Source organism: Paenibacillus sp. JNU01, from assembly GCF_059130585.1.
Map to the genome: position 1 here is coordinate 6,026,339 of NZ_CP169723.1, position 18,786 is coordinate 6,045,124.

Sequence of the window (18,786 nt, forward strand, 5' to 3'; positions counted from 1 at the left end):
CATGGACGAACGCAATTATAGATCGAACCGTCAAGACGAGGAAAACGAAACCAAACAAACGGAGAATCGCAATTCTTCCGGAACGGACGAATCCTCCTATTATTATTCTTATGGACCTTTTCAGTCCGTGAATCAGGAAGATACAGCAAACCACATGGGAAGCAATAATCAACGTGAAGAAGGAAATGTAGAGATTACAAAACCTGATCCGGTGAGACCCGTACCTACTTACTACAATAATCAATCCTCCGAGCAAGCGACAAGATCAACAGGAGGCGGTGGAAACGGCTCAGGTAATGGTGGAGATCAAGGGAATGGCGGCAAAGGCAACTGGAACTATAATAACCGCAAGCCGCGTTCATCTGTAAGATCACTGTTGTTCTCTTTTATTGCCGGCATGCTGGTCATTACCGTTCTCATGTACACAGCCGATAGAACAAACATGTTCACACCGGAGACTGCACTTACGAACACGGAAAATCAAAGCTCGGGACAGGAAGCGTCCACAAACACAGGCGGAGGCAACAATGTGACAGCATCGTTACTGCCAACAGGCAAAGAAGATGTCTCATCCGTAGTGACGAGTACAAGTCCAGCTGTTGTCAAAATCGAAACACTCGCGAAACAGTCCTCGCGTACAGGAATGGGTCAGGGTGGATCGAACACAAGTGATCCGTTGTACCAATACTTCTTCGGTAATGGGGGCGGAACGGAAGGCAATCAAGGTCAGAGCCAGCAACAACAGCAAGGCAGTAATCAATTAGTACCCCTAGGCATTGGTTCAGGATTCATTTTTGACAAAGAAGGATATATCCTGACGAATCAACACGTAGTTCAGGGTGCGGACGTAATCCAGGTAACCTTGGAGAACAACAGTAAACCTTATGAAGCTAAACTTCTGGGAAGCAGCTTCGATCTGGATTTAGCTGTACTGAAAATTGAGAAAAACAGTGGTGACGATGCGTTCCCTGTAGCTCCACTGGGTGACTCCAACAGCACTCAAGTCGGTGAGTGGCTTGTAGCGATCGGTAACCCTGAAGGATTCGAACACACGGTTACAGCAGGTGTGCTGAGTGCCAAAGAACGTACAATCAGCATTCCAGATGAAGAAACAGGAAAAACACGTGAGTACAGCCATTTGCTGCAAACAGATGCTTCGATTAATCCGGGTAACTCTGGTGGTCCGTTGCTGAACCTGAATGGGGAAGTTATCGGAATGAACGTTGCAGTAAGCGCAGATGCACAAGGGATTGGCTTTGCGATCCCATCGAGCGTTATCTCTGAAGCCGTTAAATATCTCAAAGAGAACAAAGAAGTTCCCAAAGAGCCAGTACCATTTATCGGTGCATCTCTGATGGCTCTCACGCCTGAAGTAGCTAAACAAATGGGAACAGACATTACCGAAGGTTCTGTCGTAGCCAGCACGATCTTCCAATCACCGGCTTACCAAGCAGATCTTCGTGCATATGACATCATCACTGGTGCTAATGGTACGCCGTACGCCACAAGTCAGGATCTGATTGATTTTATCAAGAAACAGAAAATTGGCAGTGAAGTGACATTGAACGTGGTTCGTGACGGTAAGAAAATGGATCTGAAAATCAAAATCGGGAATAAAAATGATTTTGATACTTCACAAACAACAGATACCCAACAGCAACAACCATAAATATCGGGTAAGGATCGAAAGAGCGGAAGGGTTTGAAGGCCCTTCCGCTTTTTTTGCCCTGATAAAGCAGGGATATAAAGGACCAGTGAAGAATTTGAGACGCCTACTTGAAGATGCAGATTGTGCTTCTGCCTGTTACAATGGGATAAAACGTTAGGATAAAGGAGAAAGACCATGCGCTCAACTATTTTGATTGTGGATGATGACGAAAAAATTGTATCCATGCTCCGCCGGGGCTTGGCTTTTGAAGGATATGAGGTACAGACTGCTTCCAACGGAGCCGAAGGCCTTAGTAAACTGATGGACAAGGAGCCGGACATTGTTGTGCTGGATGTGATGATGCCGCAGATTGACGGATTTGAGGTATGTCGCAGATTGAGAGAAGCAGGCAGCAAAGTGCCTGTGCTAATGCTGACTGCCAAGGACGAGGTACAGAGCAGGGTGACCGGACTGGACACGGGAGCCGATGACTACCTTGTAAAACCTTTTGCGTTGGAAGAATTATTGGCGCGTGTCCGGGCATTGCTGCGCCGCAAGTCAGATAGCGCAAGTACGCCGGACAACCGCTTAATGTATGAAGATATCATTTTGGACAATGACTCACGTGAAGTACTCCGAGATGGGCAACGTCTGGAACTGACTGCCAAGGAATTCGAGCTGCTCAATCTGTTTATGCAAAATCCAAGACGGGTACTGTCCCGTGATCTGATTATGGATAAAATCTGGGGTTATGATTACAGCGGTGAGTCTAACGTGCTTGAAGTATACATCGCCATGCTCCGACAGAAGACCGAAGAATACGGTGGCAAACGTCTAATCCAGACCATCCGGGGAGCCGGTTATATTCTGAGAGGTGACTCCTGATATGTCCATCCGGTTAAGACTAACCGCATGGTATTCTGGCATTTTGGCGGCTGTGCTTATTTTTTGGGGCGTTGTAATCTATGCCTTTGTTTATTTTAACTCCTACCAGGAAGTCGAACAGCAATTGAAGGTGAAGAGTGCCCGGATTACGGAGCAAATTGGTGTTAATCCTCTTTCGCAGTCGTTGGACCTGGACCCATTTACAGAGAGCCAGCTTCAAGAGGCTCAAATATATATTCAACTCTGGGATTATCAGAGTCGTTCGGGCATAATTTCCGGCAATATGAAGAAATTACAGATTCAGTTTCCGGTATTGAAATCCAATGAAATTCTTGAAAAGCGTGGCATATCGAAGATCTATGTGGATGGCACACCGTTTCTGGTGAATCAGCTCCCCCTTTCTCTTCAAGGTACCAATGAAGTACGTGGAATTCTTCAGGTAGGAGCCAATGTAAGTTCACAGGAGCGCCTGCTGGAAGCGTTGCTTAATATTTTGGTTTTTGGCTGGCTGGTAGCGATGGCCCTCGCTATTACCTCAGGTCTTGTTCTGGCCCGCAAGTCGATGCGTCCGCTCGTGAATGTCATTGATGCCGCAAATCAGATTCAATCAGGAGATGACCTAAGTGTACGTATTCAATATGCGGGGCCTAAGGATGAGATCGGGCGTCTGATCGAAACGGTTAATAATATGCTTGAGCGTACAGAATTGTCATTCCGCGGTTTGGAGGAGACGAATGCTGCCCAGCGCCGCTTTGTATCCGATGCATCGCATGAACTGCGTACACCGCTGACTACCATTCGGGGGAACGTGGACTTCCTGAAGAAGCTGTGGGATCAAGAGGGAACAGACCGACCGAATCTGGATGAAGAAACGGTCAGACAGATGTCCGTCGAGGCGTTGGAAGACATGGCCGATGAAGGAAAACGCATGAGCAGGCTGATCAGTGACATGTTGTCATTGGCGAGAGCGGATACAGGGCAAAAAATTGAACTGAATCCGATCCCGCTGCAGATATTGGTACAGGAAGTCGCGCGAAGATCGCAATTCCTGGATCACCATGCGGAGTGGCGTACAGGTGATCTGTCAATTCTCAATGGTATCTATGTGAACGGTAGCAAGGACTATCTGCAACAGATGCTGTTTATTTTCATCGAAAATGCGTTTAAATACACACCTGACGGCTCTGTAACGCTGGATGCCGTATTATATAAAGGTCAGGTGGGACTACGCATCAGCGACACCGGTATTGGCATGGATCGGGATGAAGTGCCGTTTATCTTTGATCGCTTCTATCGAGCGGATGAATCCCGTGGGGCTACCCCCGGCATAGGTCTGGGACTTTCGATTGCGAAGTGGATTATTGAGGAACACCAAGGATCGGTCGAGGTTGTAACCAGACGTGGAGAAGGAACAACCTTTATTATCTGGTTGCCGGTGGTCTTTGCTCCGCCTATCGAATAAAGGTATAATAGACAGGACTGCAATTACATCGGCAATGTTGTCGAGAAAGAAAGCGGGTGGCAACCAAGTGGAAGTACTACGAATTTCGCCGCGTGGATATTGTTACGGCGTTGTGGATGCGATGGTGCTCGCGCGTCAAGCGGCACGCAATCTGGATTTACCACGACCTATTTATATATTGGGTATGATTGTGCATAACCAACATGTGACGGATTCCTTTGAAGAGGAAGGTATTATTACATTGGATGGTCCGAACCGAATGGATATTTTGAGCCAAGTGGAGAGTGGCACGATTATTTTTACAGCTCATGGTGTATCTCCAGAAGTGCGTAAGCTGGCAAGGGATAAAGGACTGACAACAGTGGATGCAACATGCCCTGATGTCACCAAGACACATGATCTCATTCGGGAGAAGACGGCAGAGGGTTATCAGATCATCTATATCGGCAAAAAGAATCACCCTGAACCAGAAGGTGCCGTAGGCGTTGCACCAGATCTCGTTCATCTGATCGAGAAGGAAGAAGAGATCGAAGCACTGAACATACCTCCAGGCAAAATCCTTATTACGAATCAGACCACGATGAGCCAGTGGGATATCAAACACATCATGAGCCGGCTGTTGGAGAAGTTCCCTGGCGCTGAGATTCATAATGAGATTTGTCTCGCAACTCAGGTGCGTCAGGAAGCTGTTGCTGAACAGGCAGGTCAAGCAGACCTGGTTATTGTAGTGGGTGATCCTCGCAGCAATAACTCCAACCGTCTGGCTCAAGTGTCGGAGGAGATCGCGGGGGTTACGGCCTACCGTGTATCGGATGTCTCCGAGATTCAGCAAGAATGGCTGAAAGGTGTCAATAAGGTGGCGGTTACTTCGGGTGCATCAACACCTACACCGATTACGAAGGAAGTCATCCTTTACTTGGAGCAGTATGAGCATGACAAGCCGGAGACGTGGGAGATTAAGCGTACCGTGAACATGAGCAAATTGCTGCCCCCAGTTAGAGAAAAAACACGCACACCGTAGTGTGAAGGCAATGTAAGTCTACGTGTATGTGAATTGCAAACGAGATGTGAATAAGAAGAATCCTGTTATGCAGAACCGAATTTGGTGCCTGCGGAGCAGGGTTCTTTTTAATATAGGATAAAGAAGGTGTACCTTGACGCAACAGGAGATCTATGGTATATTCACTTTAACGGATAAAAGCTTAAAAGCGAACAAGCGTTTAAGCGCGACAGAGTTTATATATTTAATCAGACGCACGTTAGAAACTTATTGTGCTCTCATACAAGGAAGGATGGGAATTAATATGATCGTTATTGCAGGCAAAGCCACACCGGAGGAACAGATTCAGGATATCGTAGCAGTTATTGAAAAAGAAGGGCTTCAGGTGCATATCTCTCGCGGAGAGGATCGTACTATTATTGGGTTGATTGGCAAAGTTGAACCTAAAATGCAAGAGCATCTTCGCCAAATGAAAGGTGTCGAGAATGTTGTGAAAATCTCGAAGTCCTACAAGTTGGCAAGCCGTGACTTCCATCCGGAAGATACGGTGATCTCCATCAAAGGTGTAGATATTGGCGGAAAAGAACTTGTCGTCATGGGTGGACCGTGTGCAGTTGAATCCGCTGCGCAGATTGATGAGATTGCGGGACTTGTAAAAGCTGCAGGTGGGCAAGTGTTACGTGGGGGTGCATTTAAGCCGCGTACAGGACCTTACAGCTTCCAGGGAACGGGCGTAGAGGGATTGATCATGATGGCAGAGGCAGGTAAGAAACATGACCTGCTGACCATTACAGAAGTCATGACACCTGAGTATGTGGATATTTGCGCCGAGTACGCAGATATTCTGCAAGTAGGTACACGTAACATGCAGAACTTTGACCTGCTGCGCAAATTGGGCGAGTGCGGCAAACCGGTATTGTTGAAACGTGGCTTCAGTGCAACATATGATGAGTTGTTGAATGCGGCAGAATACATTCTTGCGGGTGGTAATCCAAATGTCATGCTGTGTGAACGTGGTATTCGTACGTTTGAATCTTACACACGTAATACGCTTGACCTGTCAGCGATCCCTGTTCTACAGTCTCTGAGCCATTTGCCGGTTATTTCTGACCCGAGCCATGGTACTGGACGACGTGAACTGGTGGAGCCGATGACAAAAGCTTCTGTTGCTGCGGGTGCCAATGGCCTGATCATTGAAATGCATACCGATCCGGATAACTCCATGACAGGAGATGGTGTGCAATCCTTGTTCCCTGATCAATTCGCGAACCTGTTGCAGGATCTGGAGAAATTGGCACCAATCGTGGGTAAATCATTCAGTACAGCTAAACAACCAGCAGCATTCTTCCCGGCACGTGTAGGCGTATAATAGAATTCATAGTCAAAGTCTGGAACATCATCCGGGCATCTCATCTGGTCTCGTTTATTGCGACGGAATCAGATAGATGCTCGGTTTTTTGCATATTTTGCAGCTTTGAACGTATTTATTAATCAATAGTGATAAGAAACATTTATGATGTGAAGTTTTTTCCATGATTTAGGATAAAAAAGGGGTCGCTTTACCGCATTAAACCAGTTAAATGTATATAAATTGTGTTGTTATCTGAATTTACGTTATTTATAAAATGTGAGTATAGCTAACATACTCGCAAAAAATACCTTACATAAGTATTGACGATGTCAGGTTTTAAAATTTATAATGACGACAGAAAAAAATTCGAATTTAGACATTTTCTTAGTGGGGTTGTTTAATGTTCGGAATATTTGGGAGGACGAATACATGTCGGTTGAAAACGTATTGAAATCAATTCAAGAGAACAACATCGAGTGGGTAGATTTTCGTTTTGTAGATTTAGCTGGTCGTGCACATCACATTTCCTTGCCAGCTTCGGCTGTTGATGCAGACACGTTCGTAAATGGAGTAGCTTTTGACGGTTCTTCTATCCAAGGTTTCCGCGGAATTGAAGAGTCCGATATGGTTATGATGCCAGACCCTGAAGCGACTTATGTCGATCCGTTCACTGCACACCCTACATTAAATGTTATGTGTGATATCTTCACTCCAGACGGCGAGCGTTATGAGCGTGACCCACGTAGCATCGCTGTTAAAGCAGAAGCTTATTTGCAAGAAAGCGGTGTAGGTACAGCGGCATTCTTCGCACCTGAATCCGAGTTCTTCATCTTCGACGATGTACGTTATGAGAGCGGCACGAACAGCTCTTCCTACTACGTAGATTCCGAAGAAGCTTCATGGAACACGAACCGCAAAGAAGAAGGCGGAAACCTGGGCTTCAAAGTACGCACTAAAGGTGGATATGTTCCAGTAGCTCCAGTCGATACACAACAAGATATTCGTAGCGAAATGTGTCGCCTTTTGGAAGAAGCGGGTCTGTCGATTGAGCGTCATCACCATGAAGTGGCGACAGCAGGTCAAGCCGAAATCAACTTCCGTTTTGATACACTGAAGAAAACAGCAGATAACCTGCTTGCATACAAATACATCGTGCACAACACTGCACGTCAATATGGTAAAGTAGCAACATTCATGCCAAAACCATTGTTCGGTGATAATGGTAGCGGAATGCACGTTCACCAATCCATCTTTGATGGCGATTCCCCATTGTTCTATGACAAAGCGGGATATGCTAACCTGAGTGAAATGGCTCTGCACTACATCGGCGGTATCCTGTACCATGCTCCGGCACTGATCGCTTTGACTAACCCGAGTACAAACTCGTTCAAACGTCTTGTACCTGGTTACGAAGCACCAGTTAACTTGGTTTACTCCAAAGGTAACCGTTCCGCAGCAGTTCGTATTCCGGTTGCAGCTGTGACACCAAAAGGTTGTCGTATCGAGTTCCGTACACCAGACTCCACAGCTAACCCATACTTGGCATTCTCCGCAATGTTGATGGCTGGTCTGGATGGAATCAAACGCAAAATCAACCCAACTGAACTTGGATATGGTCCGCTCGACAAAAACATCTATGACCTGTCTGATGCAGATAAAGAAAATATCCGCAGTGTGCCAGCTTCCCTCGAAGAAGCACTGGATGCATTGGCAGCGGATAACGAGTTCTTGACTGAAGGCGGCGTATTCACAAAAGAATTCATTGAAAACTACATCAACCTCAAGCGCGATGAAGCGAAAGCAGTAGCGATCCGCATTCATCCGCACGAGTACAGCCTTTACTTCGACTGCTAATCGGTCGGGGTCGGAACAGAACTTGTTGCAACTTAAAGCCTCCGGGACACAATCTCGGGGGCTTTTCCTTGAATTAAACAATGTAGTGCTTTAACTTTGCAGGGTGATAAAGGAATTTGATGGCCTGAATTGAACACTTCAGTGCATATTGCCCTTGAAGCAGATAGAGAATACTGATATCATAGCGATAATATTCACTTTGAGTGCATTTCGCACAAATCCATAGAGCGACTTTCAATAAGTAAGATATAGATCAAAATTATTCAATTTGTCTATATCTTATACCCGTGAGCGAGTCTAATCGAATTGTGCAAAATGCTGTTTGTATGTCAGAGTTACGGATGGAAAGGGCGGGGGATTTTGTGACAAAAAGAGCGTATAACTTTAATGCAGGACCTGCGGCGTTACCACTTGAGGTACTGGAGCGTGCACAGGCGGAATTTGTAGATTTTCGTAATACAGGCATGTCGATTATGGAGATGTCTCACCGTGGAGCGGTGTATGAGTCTGTACATAATGAAGCTCAGGAGCGGTTGTTGTCGCTTCTAGGCAATCCAAAAGGATACAAGGTTCTCTTTCTGCAGGGCGGTGCAAGCACTCAGTTCGCGATGTTGCCAATGAATCTGCTCGGTGCAGGTCAGACTGCAAGTTACGTGATGACCGGCAGCTGGGCCAAGAAGGCTCTGTCTGAGGCGAAATTGATCGGCGAGACACATGTTGCTGCATCTTCGGAAGCAGAGAAATTCATGAAATTGCCGGATGTTTCGAATCTGAGCCTGCCTGAACGTACGGCTTATGTGCATCTTACTTCCAACGAAACGATTGAAGGTACGCAATTTAAGTCATTCCCGGATACCGGTTCAGTACCTCTGATTGCCGACATGTCGAGTGATATTTTCTGTAAACCATTCGATCTCAATCAGTTTGGTATGATCTATGCAGGTGCACAGAAGAACCTGGGACCATCGGGGATTACGGTTGTGATTGCTCGTGAGGAACTGGTGAGTGAATCGCCTAAAACGATTCCAACCATGCTTCGTTACAGTACGCATGTAGACAACAACTCCCTATACAATACGCCGCCATCCTTCTCAGTATATATGGTAAATGAAGTATTGAAATGGATTGAAGAACAGGGCGGATTAACTGGTATTGAGCAAAAAAATACGAAAAAAGCTGAATTGCTTTACAACGCAATTGATGCTTCCGGTGATTTCTACCGTGGTTGTGTGGAACCGGAAGATCGTTCCCTGATGAATGTAACCTTCCGTCTTGCTTCGGAGGAACTGGAGAAGAAGTTCATCAAGGCATCGGAGGAAGAAGGATTCGTAGGTCTGAAGGGACATCGCAGTGTGGGTGGTCTACGTGCCTCCATTTACAATGCGGCTCCTTATGAGAGTGTAAAGGCACTGACAGACTTCATGAGTCACTTCCAGAAGACAAATGGATAATTAAGTAGGGGTACGGAGTCATGGACCATAGTGTCTAATCCTGTGCCTTACCAGAGCCTTCCACATTGACGTGTGGAGGGCTTTTCTTTAAGATTAGAGGGTTGTCATCAACACGAATTGAAAAGGAGATTGAACACATATGGCTTTACACATCGTTCTGGTTGAACCAGAAATTCCGGCGAACACAGGAAATATTTCGCGTACTTGTGCGGCCACCGGGACCCATCTGCATCTCGTGCGTCCACTTGGATTTCGAACAGATGATGCTACATTGAAACGGGCAGGGCTGGACTACTGGCATGCCGTTCATATTGAATACCACGACTCATTTGCAGAGGTTCAGGAAAAATATCCGGAAGGTCGCTTCTTCTACGCAACTACGAAGGCGAAGAACCGATACAGTGACTTTAATTTTCAAGATGGGGATTTCCTCGTTTTCGGTAAAGAGACCAAAGGCCTCCCACCTGAATTAATTGCTGCAAATCCCGATACATGCATGAAAATGCCAATGACTGGTGACGTTAGATCATTAAACCTGTCTAATTCGGCAGCAATTATTGTATATGAAGCGTTGCGTCAGCTCAATTTTCCGGGGTTAGAAGGATAATTTCCGGTTATAAATAACGGCTAGAATTCGGTAAAAAAACATTTTTCAAAAAAAAGGACAAAAAATGTTTATTTCCAGCAGGATTCGACAAAATCTTGGCGAATCTATAAACATAGTACAAATGTACCTAGAAATTTAGAGTAAGATAGGAGAGGTGTGCCGTAGCTATGAAGCCAGCTGGAGTAGTTCGCAAAGTTGACCAATTAGGTAGGATCGTATTGCCTAAATCTTTGCGTAAAAGGTATCAAATGAATGAGGGAGATCCTGTAGAGATCTTAGTACAAGGGGACCATATTATCTTGGAGAGATATCGTCCAAAATGTATTTTCTGCGGATCCATCGAGGAAGTCAACGAGTTCAAAGAGCGTTACATATGCGCACAATGTTTAGATGAAATGACTCAGCTTCCACAGCACGGGTAAGAAGTAACGCCATGGGGTTTATTAACCCCGTGGCGTTTTTTTTGTTTTCAGTATTCAGTGCATGGTTCAGTTCCGCGGAAATATAAGAAGAATATAATTTTTAACGCTGGTTGCATATAGGTAAAATCTCATCCCACACGGCATTCAGGATGCCTTGCATGTTTTCTTCCTCGCTGTTAATACATATGACAGCTTCCTTCGAGGGAAGGATGATACATAACTGACCATAGGCTCCATCGGCGCGGTAAGCCTCATGGGAACACATCCAGAACTGATATCCGTAACCTTTTCCCCAATCACCATCTCCAGTCGTTTCGATCTGCCGGGACGTAGCTTGTCTGATCCAATTCGCAGGTATAAGCTGTGTGCCTTCCCAAAGGCCCTCCTGGAGCAGTAACTGTCCAAATCGACTCAGTTCCTCATTGCTTATCCAAAGTCCTGCACAGCCGAGTGTTACCCCCAGTGGAGAGGTTTCCCACTCTACATCATGAATGCCCAGAGGCTCAAATAATCGCGGAGTCAGGTAATCTTTCACGGTTTGGCCGGTGGCTGCCTGAAACATGGCTGAGATCATAAACGTATCCCCGCTGCTGTATGTAAATTGTTCTCCGGGCATCCGATCCAGAGGGAGAGACATATAATGTTTCGCCCAATCTTTCTCGGTCAAAGAAGCTCGTTCATCAGCCCAAAGAGGCGGCGAATCATGACCAGAAGACATTCGGAGCAGGTCACGTAACTTCAATTCCCGTGGAGATGGGAGCTTGTAATGTGCACTCGATACATGATTATAGGTGAAATAATCACCAAGTGTGGCATCCAGATGTAACAGACCTTCTTCAAGCGCAAGACCAACAGCCATGCATGTGAAGGATTTACTTATGGAATGTTGTACACGGCGTTGATCCCTATCCCTGTCCCAATAGGCAAGCAGATGCCCTTTTTGTAATATGCGAACGGAGAACACGTTCAATTGTTGCTTAGTAATGGTATGAATGAAATCTTTGAGTTGCTCAGACATATTAACCTCCCTAATATCAGGTGAAACCTGAGTAAAATCGGTTGGTGAAACGTTTCCGTAATTCGAATGCAAAATCAGAACTCATGTTAGTATAAACCTGGTTTGGTGTCAATTAAAGTTGTGATAACACTGACTAAAATTTCATTTTTTCGTAATAATAGTGTCTTTCGGCGCAAATTTAGACGTAAAAAAGCATTTTTTCGAGAAAATAACGCGAAATTTGTAAAAAGGTTATTGACAGGATTTACTCATCGGGCTTATGATTTATTCGAAACGATTCGAAGAAATCGCTTCCACCTTAAAAGTGTTGTAATGAAGACCAAGTGAATCAACGTTGGCTATGTTTTGAAACGATTCGAGAAAATCGTTTCGATAACCCATCGTAATACAAGGGAATCTACAACAGCCTGCAAAACAACGCCAGAGCAACGAATGAGTAAAGACAGCAGGCGATGATGAGAGGGGTTACATTATGGCACATATAACGATCGAAACTGGATCGCCAACCTTATGCATGAATACCAGCATACATGTTGTGTCCAGTGACTCCGGAGAGACTTCAGGCGGTACCCTATATCTGTTGCACGGAGCAGGCGATAATGCGAGTACCTGGCAACGATTAACCACAATTGAGATGTATGCAGCGCAATATGGTTGCACCATCATTATGCCGGAAGCGAATCGAAGCTATTACACCGATATGGAATACGGCCTGAATTACTTCCACTACATCACTCAGGAGTTACCTGAAGTATGCGAGCGTCTACTCAATCTGAATCCTGATCCGGAGAAAACGTATGTCGGCGGTTTATCCATGGGCGGATATGGTGCACTGAAATGTGGACTAACTTATCCAGAGAAGTATCGCAAAATAGTGTCTCTATCCGGGGTGACGGATATTCAGACACGGCTTCATGATCCCCATATGCCAGCGACCATGATCAAGGAAATGAAAGCGGTTTTTGGAGAACGTTTACAGGTAAAAGCCGATCAGGATATTTACGCACTGTCGGCCAAGCTGCTGGAACAGGGTGTTCCTTTACCTAATATCCTCAGTTGCTGTGGCGATCGTGACCCCTTCGTAGAGATGAATCGTGATTTCGCGAAATACATGCAGGGGACCGCTTTTGATTTTCGGTATGTGGAGACGCCGGGGGCTCATGAATGGAGATTTTGGGAGCACCACCTGAGAACGATGTTTGATTTTCTGTACAATGACAAGACCAAAGTAGAGTGAGGAGATGCAATGTGAAACCTGCAGCCGAAGGACCTAGCAAAAAGCTGAAGGGAAACGTGAAGGGCAATTCGCTCTGGACTGAAATCTGGAAGCACCGTATGACATACACCCTGCTTATTCCGGGGCTTGTCTGGCTAATCCTGTTTGCCTACATGCCGATGGGTGGCCTGTCTCTGGCATTCAAAGATTACAAGGCCAACCTGGGCATCTGGGGAAGTCCATGGAGCGGATTCGAGAACTTCAAATATGTTTTCCGTGATCCAACCTTTATTGACGCAGTATGGCGTACGCTGTACATCAATATTCTGAAACTGATTATTCAATTCCCGTTCCCGATCATTCTGGCGTTGTTGCTGAATGAATTGCGGATGCGCAGAGGGAAAAAATTGTTCCAAACCGTTCTTACGTTCCCTCATTTTCTGTCCTGGATCATCGTATCCGGCGTAGTCATCAATGTGCTCGCATATGACGGACTGGTAAACAGCGCGCTCGGATTACTCGGATTGCCAACGATTAATTTCCTTGGATCCGAATCTAACTTTGTACCGATGTTGCTGTTAACTGATATTTGGAAATCAAGTGGATGGGGCGCAATTATATTCTTGGCTGCCATTTCCGGTATTGACCAGGATCAGTATGAATCAGCACAGATCGACGGGGCTTCCCGTATGCAACAGATGTTCAAAATTACGTTACCGAACATCCTTCCAACCATCACAATCATGTTTATTCTTTCGGTTGGTGGATTGATGTCTTCCGGGTTTGACCAGATCTTCAACTTGGCAAATGCCGCTACCAAAAATGTATCGGAAGTACTCGATGTATATATCTATCGGATTACGTTCCAGTCATCAACCGATTTCTCATTCTCGACAGCGGTCAGCTTGTTCCGTTCCCTGGTGAATATGGCCTTGCTGCTTCTTGCTGACAGATTTGCCAAGTGGCTTGGCGGAGACGGTTTGTTCCGATAAGAGAGGAGGATAAATGAGATGAGCAAGAAAGCTAACAAAAAACCGAGAATTGGTACTGAAAGAATGACACTTCTCGATTACATTATTTTCGCCGTATTACTCGTGCTTGCCCTGATGATCCTGATTCCGTTCTGGAATGTTATCATGATCTCGTTTGCAACACAGAAAGAATATGCTGACAATCCATTCTTGATGTTCCCTAAACAATGGACATTGGATTCCTACAAGGCGTTGTTCGCTGACGGAACGATTCTGTCGGGATACAAAAATACCATTATATTGCTAGTCATCGGCTTGCCGCTCAGCTTGTTCCTGACAACAAGCATGGCATATGGCCTTAGTCGCAACAAATTCCCGTTTAAGAAATTTATCTTTTTCCTGGTACTGTTCACCATGATCTTTAATGGCGGTATCGTACCGCTGTACCTGATCATGAAATCACTTCATCTTACAGGTACGCTCTGGTCCGTTATCCTGGCGGGAAGCTTCAGTGCTTTTAACATGATTCTGATGATGAACTACTTCTACACCTTGCCTGAATCACTGATGGAATCGGCGAGACTGGATGGAGCAGGAGAGTGGAGAATTCTGTTCTCTGTCGTTCTTCCGCTGGCTACACCAATTATGGCTACAATCACGTTATTCTACGGTGTGGCTTACTGGAACAGTTGGTACGATGCGATGATATTCCTTCGAAAAGCGGATCAGTTACCGCTCCAGAATGTACTGCGAAACATTATCGTGACATCTACGACGAATGCATCAAATGCATCCAGTGTGGATGCTGCCCAGGCGAGCAACTTCTCCATGGGTATGAAGATGGCAGCTGTATTTGTCACCATGGTACCAATTATGTGTTTCTTCCCAATGCTGCAAAAACACTTTGCCAAAGGGGTATTAACAGGGGCAATCAAGACCTGATTATACGTATAGGATTTTGCAATAAAATCTGACTAAAAAACATGGGGGTAAAACATGAAAACGAACAAAAAGTTGTCAGTAAGAGCTCTCTTTGCCATCACGCTTAGTGTAGTTATGCTGATGGTGACCGCTTGTTCCAGCCAAGGAGCTTCAGGTGGTAACGAAAAAGATGCAGAGGGAAATTACAAAGATAACCTGACCATCTCTGTAGCTAACTTGACAGAAATCAAAAACGGAAACCTGGATAATGACTTCCACAAGTTCTGGACAGACAAATTCAATGTAACATGGGACTACAACTATATCGATTGGGATTCGTGGGGCGAGAAGCTTCGTCTGTGGATTAACTCTGGCGACTTGCCGGATGTAGCGGTATGGAACTATGTACATGGCGATGCCATTAACAGCATTGAACAAGGTTTGTTCTACAAATTCCCGGATGACTGGAAAGAACGCTGGCCTAACGTTGCAGCAGCTTACAATTTGACGGGTCTTGGAGACAAGCTGGAAGAATTGACAGGTGGAACATACGTCCTGCCTAGACCAATCTATTTCGAGAACAAACCAGCTGACCCACTGACGAACCAAATTGGTGTCATTGCGCTTCGTAAAGACTGGGCTGAAGCCGTTGGTTTTGAACTGAAAGATGCTTATACAACAACGGAATTGAATGAATATGCTGCGCTGGTGAAAGAAAAAGATCCAGGCAAAGTAGGTAACAAACTTGTACCATTGTCCTACAATGCAGCAGATGCCATGACAAACATGATTATGCCAAACAGCGTACATGCCATGACCGACACACCGTTCTACAAGGGTGAAGATGGCAAGTTCCACTGGGGACCAGCAGATCCTGAAACGCTGACAGGACTTAAATTGATGCAAAAAGCGTATAAAGATGGATTGCTCAATCCTGAGTTCTACACATGGAAAAACAATGAAGGTCAAAACAACTTCAAAGTAACAGGAACAGCCGCTGTAACAAGTCTGGGTGGACTCGCTTCGTACAGACAAGGTCTGGATTCGGATATGAGAAAAAATCTGGGTGTAGATAGTGATGAACTGGTACACACAGCAATCGTAGTGGGCGATGACGGTAAATACCGTAACATGGAGCAAGCCAACTTCTGGTCCGCATTGATCTTCAACCCGGACATCAGTGACGAGAAATTCGAACGGATCATGGATCTGATCGATTACTCCGCAACCAAAGAAGGACAGTTGCTCATCAACATGGGCTTTGAAGGAACGGATTGGAAATATGATGAGAACCAAGAACTGGTTAGCTTGTTGCCAGAAGGAACAGTATTGGAAGATAAATACCCGGCACGTTTCGAAGGTCTGTATCTGCTCGGTGACGACTTCAGCGTTGTAAACCCAGCAATCAAAAAGGATTACCGTGATAGAGCCGTGAAATTGTTCCAAGAAAAAGCAAAACTCGGTACAGAAGGCAAATCGCTTGCAGCATACGATTGGGATGTCAACCTGTATGATTCCAAAGCGAAGAGTCAGGCTTCATTCGATTACCAGAACGAATATGCCAACCTGATCCTCAAAAACGGAGATCTGGAGGCAAACTGGAAAGAATGGGTGAACAGTAAAATGTCCCTGGTTCAACCTTATCTGGATGAGCTAAACGAGAAATTCTAGTAATCGTTCAGTCATTAATTTTGAACCCGGTGCGCGGTCTCTCCCCGAACGCAGCCGGGTTCTTTATTTCAACAACTTGTAAGTGGAGGATACGAACAGATGAATAACGAGCAGCTGCTAGACCTGGTAAAACAGATGACGTTGGAGGAAAAAACAGCTCAGCTTCTTCAGTTGACTGCCAACTTCTATGAAGGAACAAATGTCGAAGGCCAGATCACAGGGCCGATGGAAGAGATGGGAATTACGGAGCAGTCCGTGGATGCCAGTGGGTCCATTCTGGGGTTGTCTGGTGCACAGGCCATCATTGATGTACAGCAAGCTTATATGAAAAAAAGCCGTTTGGGCATTCCGCTCTTGTTCATGGCTGACGTCGTTCATGGTTTCAAAACCATTTTCCCGATTCCACTGGCGATCGGTTGCTCATGGGACACAGAACTGGCTGAGAAAAGTGCTGAAATTGCAGCGCGTGAATCAGCTGTTTCCGGTTTGCATGTTACCTTTGCACCTATGGTGGATCTGGTTCGTGACCCGCGTTGGGGCCGTGTGATGGAAACGACAGGAGAAGACCCTTATCTGAACAGCTTGTTCGCGGCTGCATTTGTACGTGGATATCAGGGCGATAGCTTGAAGGATGAGCCTGATCGTCTTGCAGCCTGTGTTAAACACTTTGCGGCGTATGGAGCGGCTGAGGGTGGTCGGGATTACAATACGGTGGACATGTCCGAGCGTAACCTGCGTGAGTACTATTTGCCAGCGTACAAAGCTGCATTGGATGCGGGTGTAGAAATGGTCATGACTTCGTTCAATACGGTTGACGGTATTCCGGCAAGTGGCAATGAGAAGTTGATGCGCGGCATTTTGCGTGACGAGTGGGGCTTTGATGGTGTGCTGATCTCGGATTGGGCTTCCATTCGTGAGATGATTGCGCATGGCGCTGCGGAAGATGATCGTGAAGCGGCATACCGTGCCATTCGCGCAGGCGTAGATATGGAGATGATGACACCTTGTTATGTACATCATTTGCCTGAGCTAATTGAGAGCGGTGAAGTGGAAGAGAAGCTCATTGATGAAGCCGTTCTGCGAATACTGCAACTGAAAGAGAAGCTGGGATTGTTCGACAATCCGCTACGTGCAGCTGATCCGGTTCGTGAACGTGAGATCGTGTTCTCCAAAGAGCACCGTCAGGTATCATATGAACTGGCAACCAAATCGGCTGTCCTGTTGAAAAATGATGATAGTGTGCTTCCGCTTCAACCTGACGCTAACGTAGCCCTTATTGGTCCTTTTGCACAGAGTCCTGATATTCTGGGCTGGTGGTCCTGTGAAGGAGTTAAGGAAGATGCAGTCAAGCTTGGAACAGCTCTGCAAGAACGCTTGACGGGTGGGAAAGTTCAGTTTGCTCAAGGTAGTGATGTTCATACGATTACAGCTGAGCAGATAGCGGAAGCCCTTCAAGTGGCAAGCAAAGCGGATCTCATTGTCCTTGCTCTGGGTGAAGACTCGGAGATGAGTGGAGAAGGTGGATCACGCACGGATATTCGTCTGCCAGCAGCCCAATTGGAATTGGTTAAACAGCTCAAAGCAGCGGGAAAACCTATTGCTAGCGTTATTTTCAACGGACGTCCATTGGATCTGCATGGTGTAATCGATGAATCGGATGCCGTTCTTGAAGCCTGGTTCCCAGGTAGTGAGGGCGGGGCAGCGATCGCAGATGTTCTGACAGGTGTAGTGAATCCATCTGCACGTCTGACGATGTCCTTCCCGCAGTCCGTAGGTCAGATTCCGGTCTATTACAATCATTTCAATACAGGTCGTCCGTTGAACCCGGAGAAAACGGAAGAGCGTTATGTCTCGAAATACATTGACAGTCCCAATGAACCTTTGCTTCCGTTCGGTTATGGTCTTTCATACACTTCTTTCTCTTATGGTGATCTTGAAGTGTCCAGTAACGAGATGACTGCCGAAGAGCCTTTGAGTATCCAAGTACGTGTAACAAACACGGGTGATCGCACAGGTGTAGAGACTATTCAGTTGTACATTCGGGATGTAACGGGTGAAGTCGTTCGTCCTATGCGTGAACTGAAAGGATATGTGAAGCTTGCATTGGCTCCAGGAGAGAGTGGTATAGCTGCGTTTACGTTACATGAAGAACAGCTTCGCTATCACCATTCCGATTTAAGCCATCGCAGTGATCGAGGTGAGTTCCATATTCTTGTGGGTGCAAACAGTCGGGACACTCAGAAGAAATCATTCAGACTCGTGTAATCCGGTGAATGGAAATAGTAATGTGTCAGGCCTTTCCTTATGGA

Annotated in this window: 15 protein-coding genes; 14 read left to right on the forward strand and 1 reads right to left on the reverse strand. The window is 45.9% G+C overall.

Going from position 1 to position 18,786, the window contains the following annotated elements:
- The first annotated feature begins 1 nt into the window (after nucleotide 1).
- The 9 genes from NLBNIHML_RS26515 (at nucleotide 2) to NLBNIHML_RS26555 (ending at nucleotide 10,680) form a co-directional block, all read left to right on the forward strand.
- On the forward strand, nucleotides 2-1,669 hold the full coding sequence (locus tag NLBNIHML_RS26515) for a S1C family serine protease (RefSeq protein WP_339240882.1): 1,668 nt from the start codon (nucleotides 2-4) through the stop codon (nucleotides 1,667-1,669).
- Nucleotides 1,670-1,843: 174 nt separating this feature from the next.
- A complete protein-coding gene (locus tag NLBNIHML_RS26520; RefSeq protein WP_339240884.1) occupies nucleotides 1,844-2,533 on the forward strand; it encodes a response regulator transcription factor in 690 nt (229 codons plus the stop codon).
- Between the two features lies 1 nt (nucleotide 2,534).
- A complete protein-coding gene (locus tag NLBNIHML_RS26525) occupies nucleotides 2,535-3,995 on the forward strand; it encodes a sensor histidine kinase (RefSeq protein ID WP_494353187.1) in 1,461 nt (486 codons plus the stop codon).
- 67 nt (nucleotides 3,996-4,062) lie between these two features.
- The gene (locus NLBNIHML_RS26530; protein WP_342572415.1) at nucleotides 4,063-5,016 is read left to right on the forward strand and encodes a 4-hydroxy-3-methylbut-2-enyl diphosphate reductase; all 954 of its coding nucleotides are present in this window, start codon (nucleotides 4,063-4,065) and stop codon (nucleotides 5,014-5,016) included.
- 283 nt (nucleotides 5,017-5,299) lie between these two features.
- Nucleotides 5,300-6,364, forward strand: a complete 1,065-nt coding sequence (aroF, locus tag NLBNIHML_RS26535; RefSeq protein ID WP_150364800.1) for a 3-deoxy-7-phosphoheptulonate synthase — start codon at nucleotides 5,300-5,302, stop codon at nucleotides 6,362-6,364.
- A 411-nt stretch (nucleotides 6,365-6,775) separates the two neighbouring features.
- Nucleotides 6,776-8,200 carry a type I glutamate--ammonia ligase gene (gene glnA / locus NLBNIHML_RS26540; protein WP_074094318.1) on the forward strand — a complete coding sequence of 475 codons (1,425 nt, stop codon included), beginning with the start codon at nucleotides 6,776-6,778 and terminating at the stop codon, nucleotides 8,198-8,200.
- A gap of 362 nt (nucleotides 8,201-8,562) precedes the next feature.
- Nucleotides 8,563-9,651, forward strand: coding sequence for a 3-phosphoserine/phosphohydroxythreonine transaminase (gene serC, locus NLBNIHML_RS26545; protein ID WP_339240891.1), 1,089 nt, complete (start codon nucleotides 8,563-8,565; stop codon nucleotides 9,649-9,651).
- A 139-nt stretch (nucleotides 9,652-9,790) separates the two neighbouring features.
- On the forward strand, nucleotides 9,791-10,258 hold the full coding sequence (trmL, locus tag NLBNIHML_RS26550) for a tRNA (uridine(34)/cytosine(34)/5-carboxymethylaminomethyluridine(34)-2'-O)-methyltransferase TrmL (RefSeq protein ID WP_017689589.1): 468 nt from the start codon (nucleotides 9,791-9,793) through the stop codon (nucleotides 10,256-10,258).
- Between the two features lie 167 nt (nucleotides 10,259-10,425).
- A complete protein-coding gene (locus NLBNIHML_RS26555) occupies nucleotides 10,426-10,680 on the forward strand; it encodes an AbrB/MazE/SpoVT family DNA-binding domain-containing protein (RefSeq protein WP_036610032.1) in 255 nt (84 codons plus the stop codon).
- A gap of 100 nt (nucleotides 10,681-10,780) precedes the next feature.
- Here NLBNIHML_RS26555 and NLBNIHML_RS26560 read toward each other — a convergent pair whose 3' ends face one another.
- Nucleotides 10,781-11,698 (reverse strand): serine hydrolase domain-containing protein, encoded by a 918-nt coding sequence (locus NLBNIHML_RS26560; protein WP_339260056.1) that lies wholly within the window; start codon nucleotides 11,696-11,698, stop codon nucleotides 10,781-10,783.
- Between the two features lie 472 nt (nucleotides 11,699-12,170).
- On the opposite strand from NLBNIHML_RS26560, the gene NLBNIHML_RS26565 reads away from it, so the two are divergent.
- The 5 genes from NLBNIHML_RS26565 (at nucleotide 12,171) to bglX (ending at nucleotide 18,742) form a co-directional block, all read left to right on the forward strand.
- Nucleotides 12,171-12,935, forward strand: coding sequence for an alpha/beta hydrolase (locus tag NLBNIHML_RS26565; protein WP_494353188.1), 765 nt, complete (start codon nucleotides 12,171-12,173; stop codon nucleotides 12,933-12,935).
- Nucleotides 12,936-12,946: 11 nt separating this feature from the next.
- Nucleotides 12,947-13,906 (forward strand): ABC transporter permease, encoded by a 960-nt coding sequence (locus NLBNIHML_RS26570; protein ID WP_017689585.1) that lies wholly within the window; start codon nucleotides 12,947-12,949, stop codon nucleotides 13,904-13,906.
- A gap of 18 nt (nucleotides 13,907-13,924) precedes the next feature.
- Complete coding sequence (locus tag NLBNIHML_RS26575; RefSeq protein ID WP_253432871.1) at nucleotides 13,925-14,827, forward strand: carbohydrate ABC transporter permease; 903 nt, start codon at nucleotides 13,925-13,927, stop codon at nucleotides 14,825-14,827.
- A gap of 54 nt (nucleotides 14,828-14,881) precedes the next feature.
- Nucleotides 14,882-16,477, forward strand: coding sequence for a type 2 periplasmic-binding domain-containing protein (locus tag NLBNIHML_RS26580; RefSeq protein WP_339240895.1), 1,596 nt, complete (start codon nucleotides 14,882-14,884; stop codon nucleotides 16,475-16,477).
- A gap of 99 nt (nucleotides 16,478-16,576) precedes the next feature.
- Nucleotides 16,577-18,742, forward strand: coding sequence for a beta-glucosidase BglX (gene bglX / locus NLBNIHML_RS26585; RefSeq protein WP_472479049.1), 2,166 nt, complete (start codon nucleotides 16,577-16,579; stop codon nucleotides 18,740-18,742).
- Nucleotides 18,743-18,786: the final 44 nt, after the last annotated feature.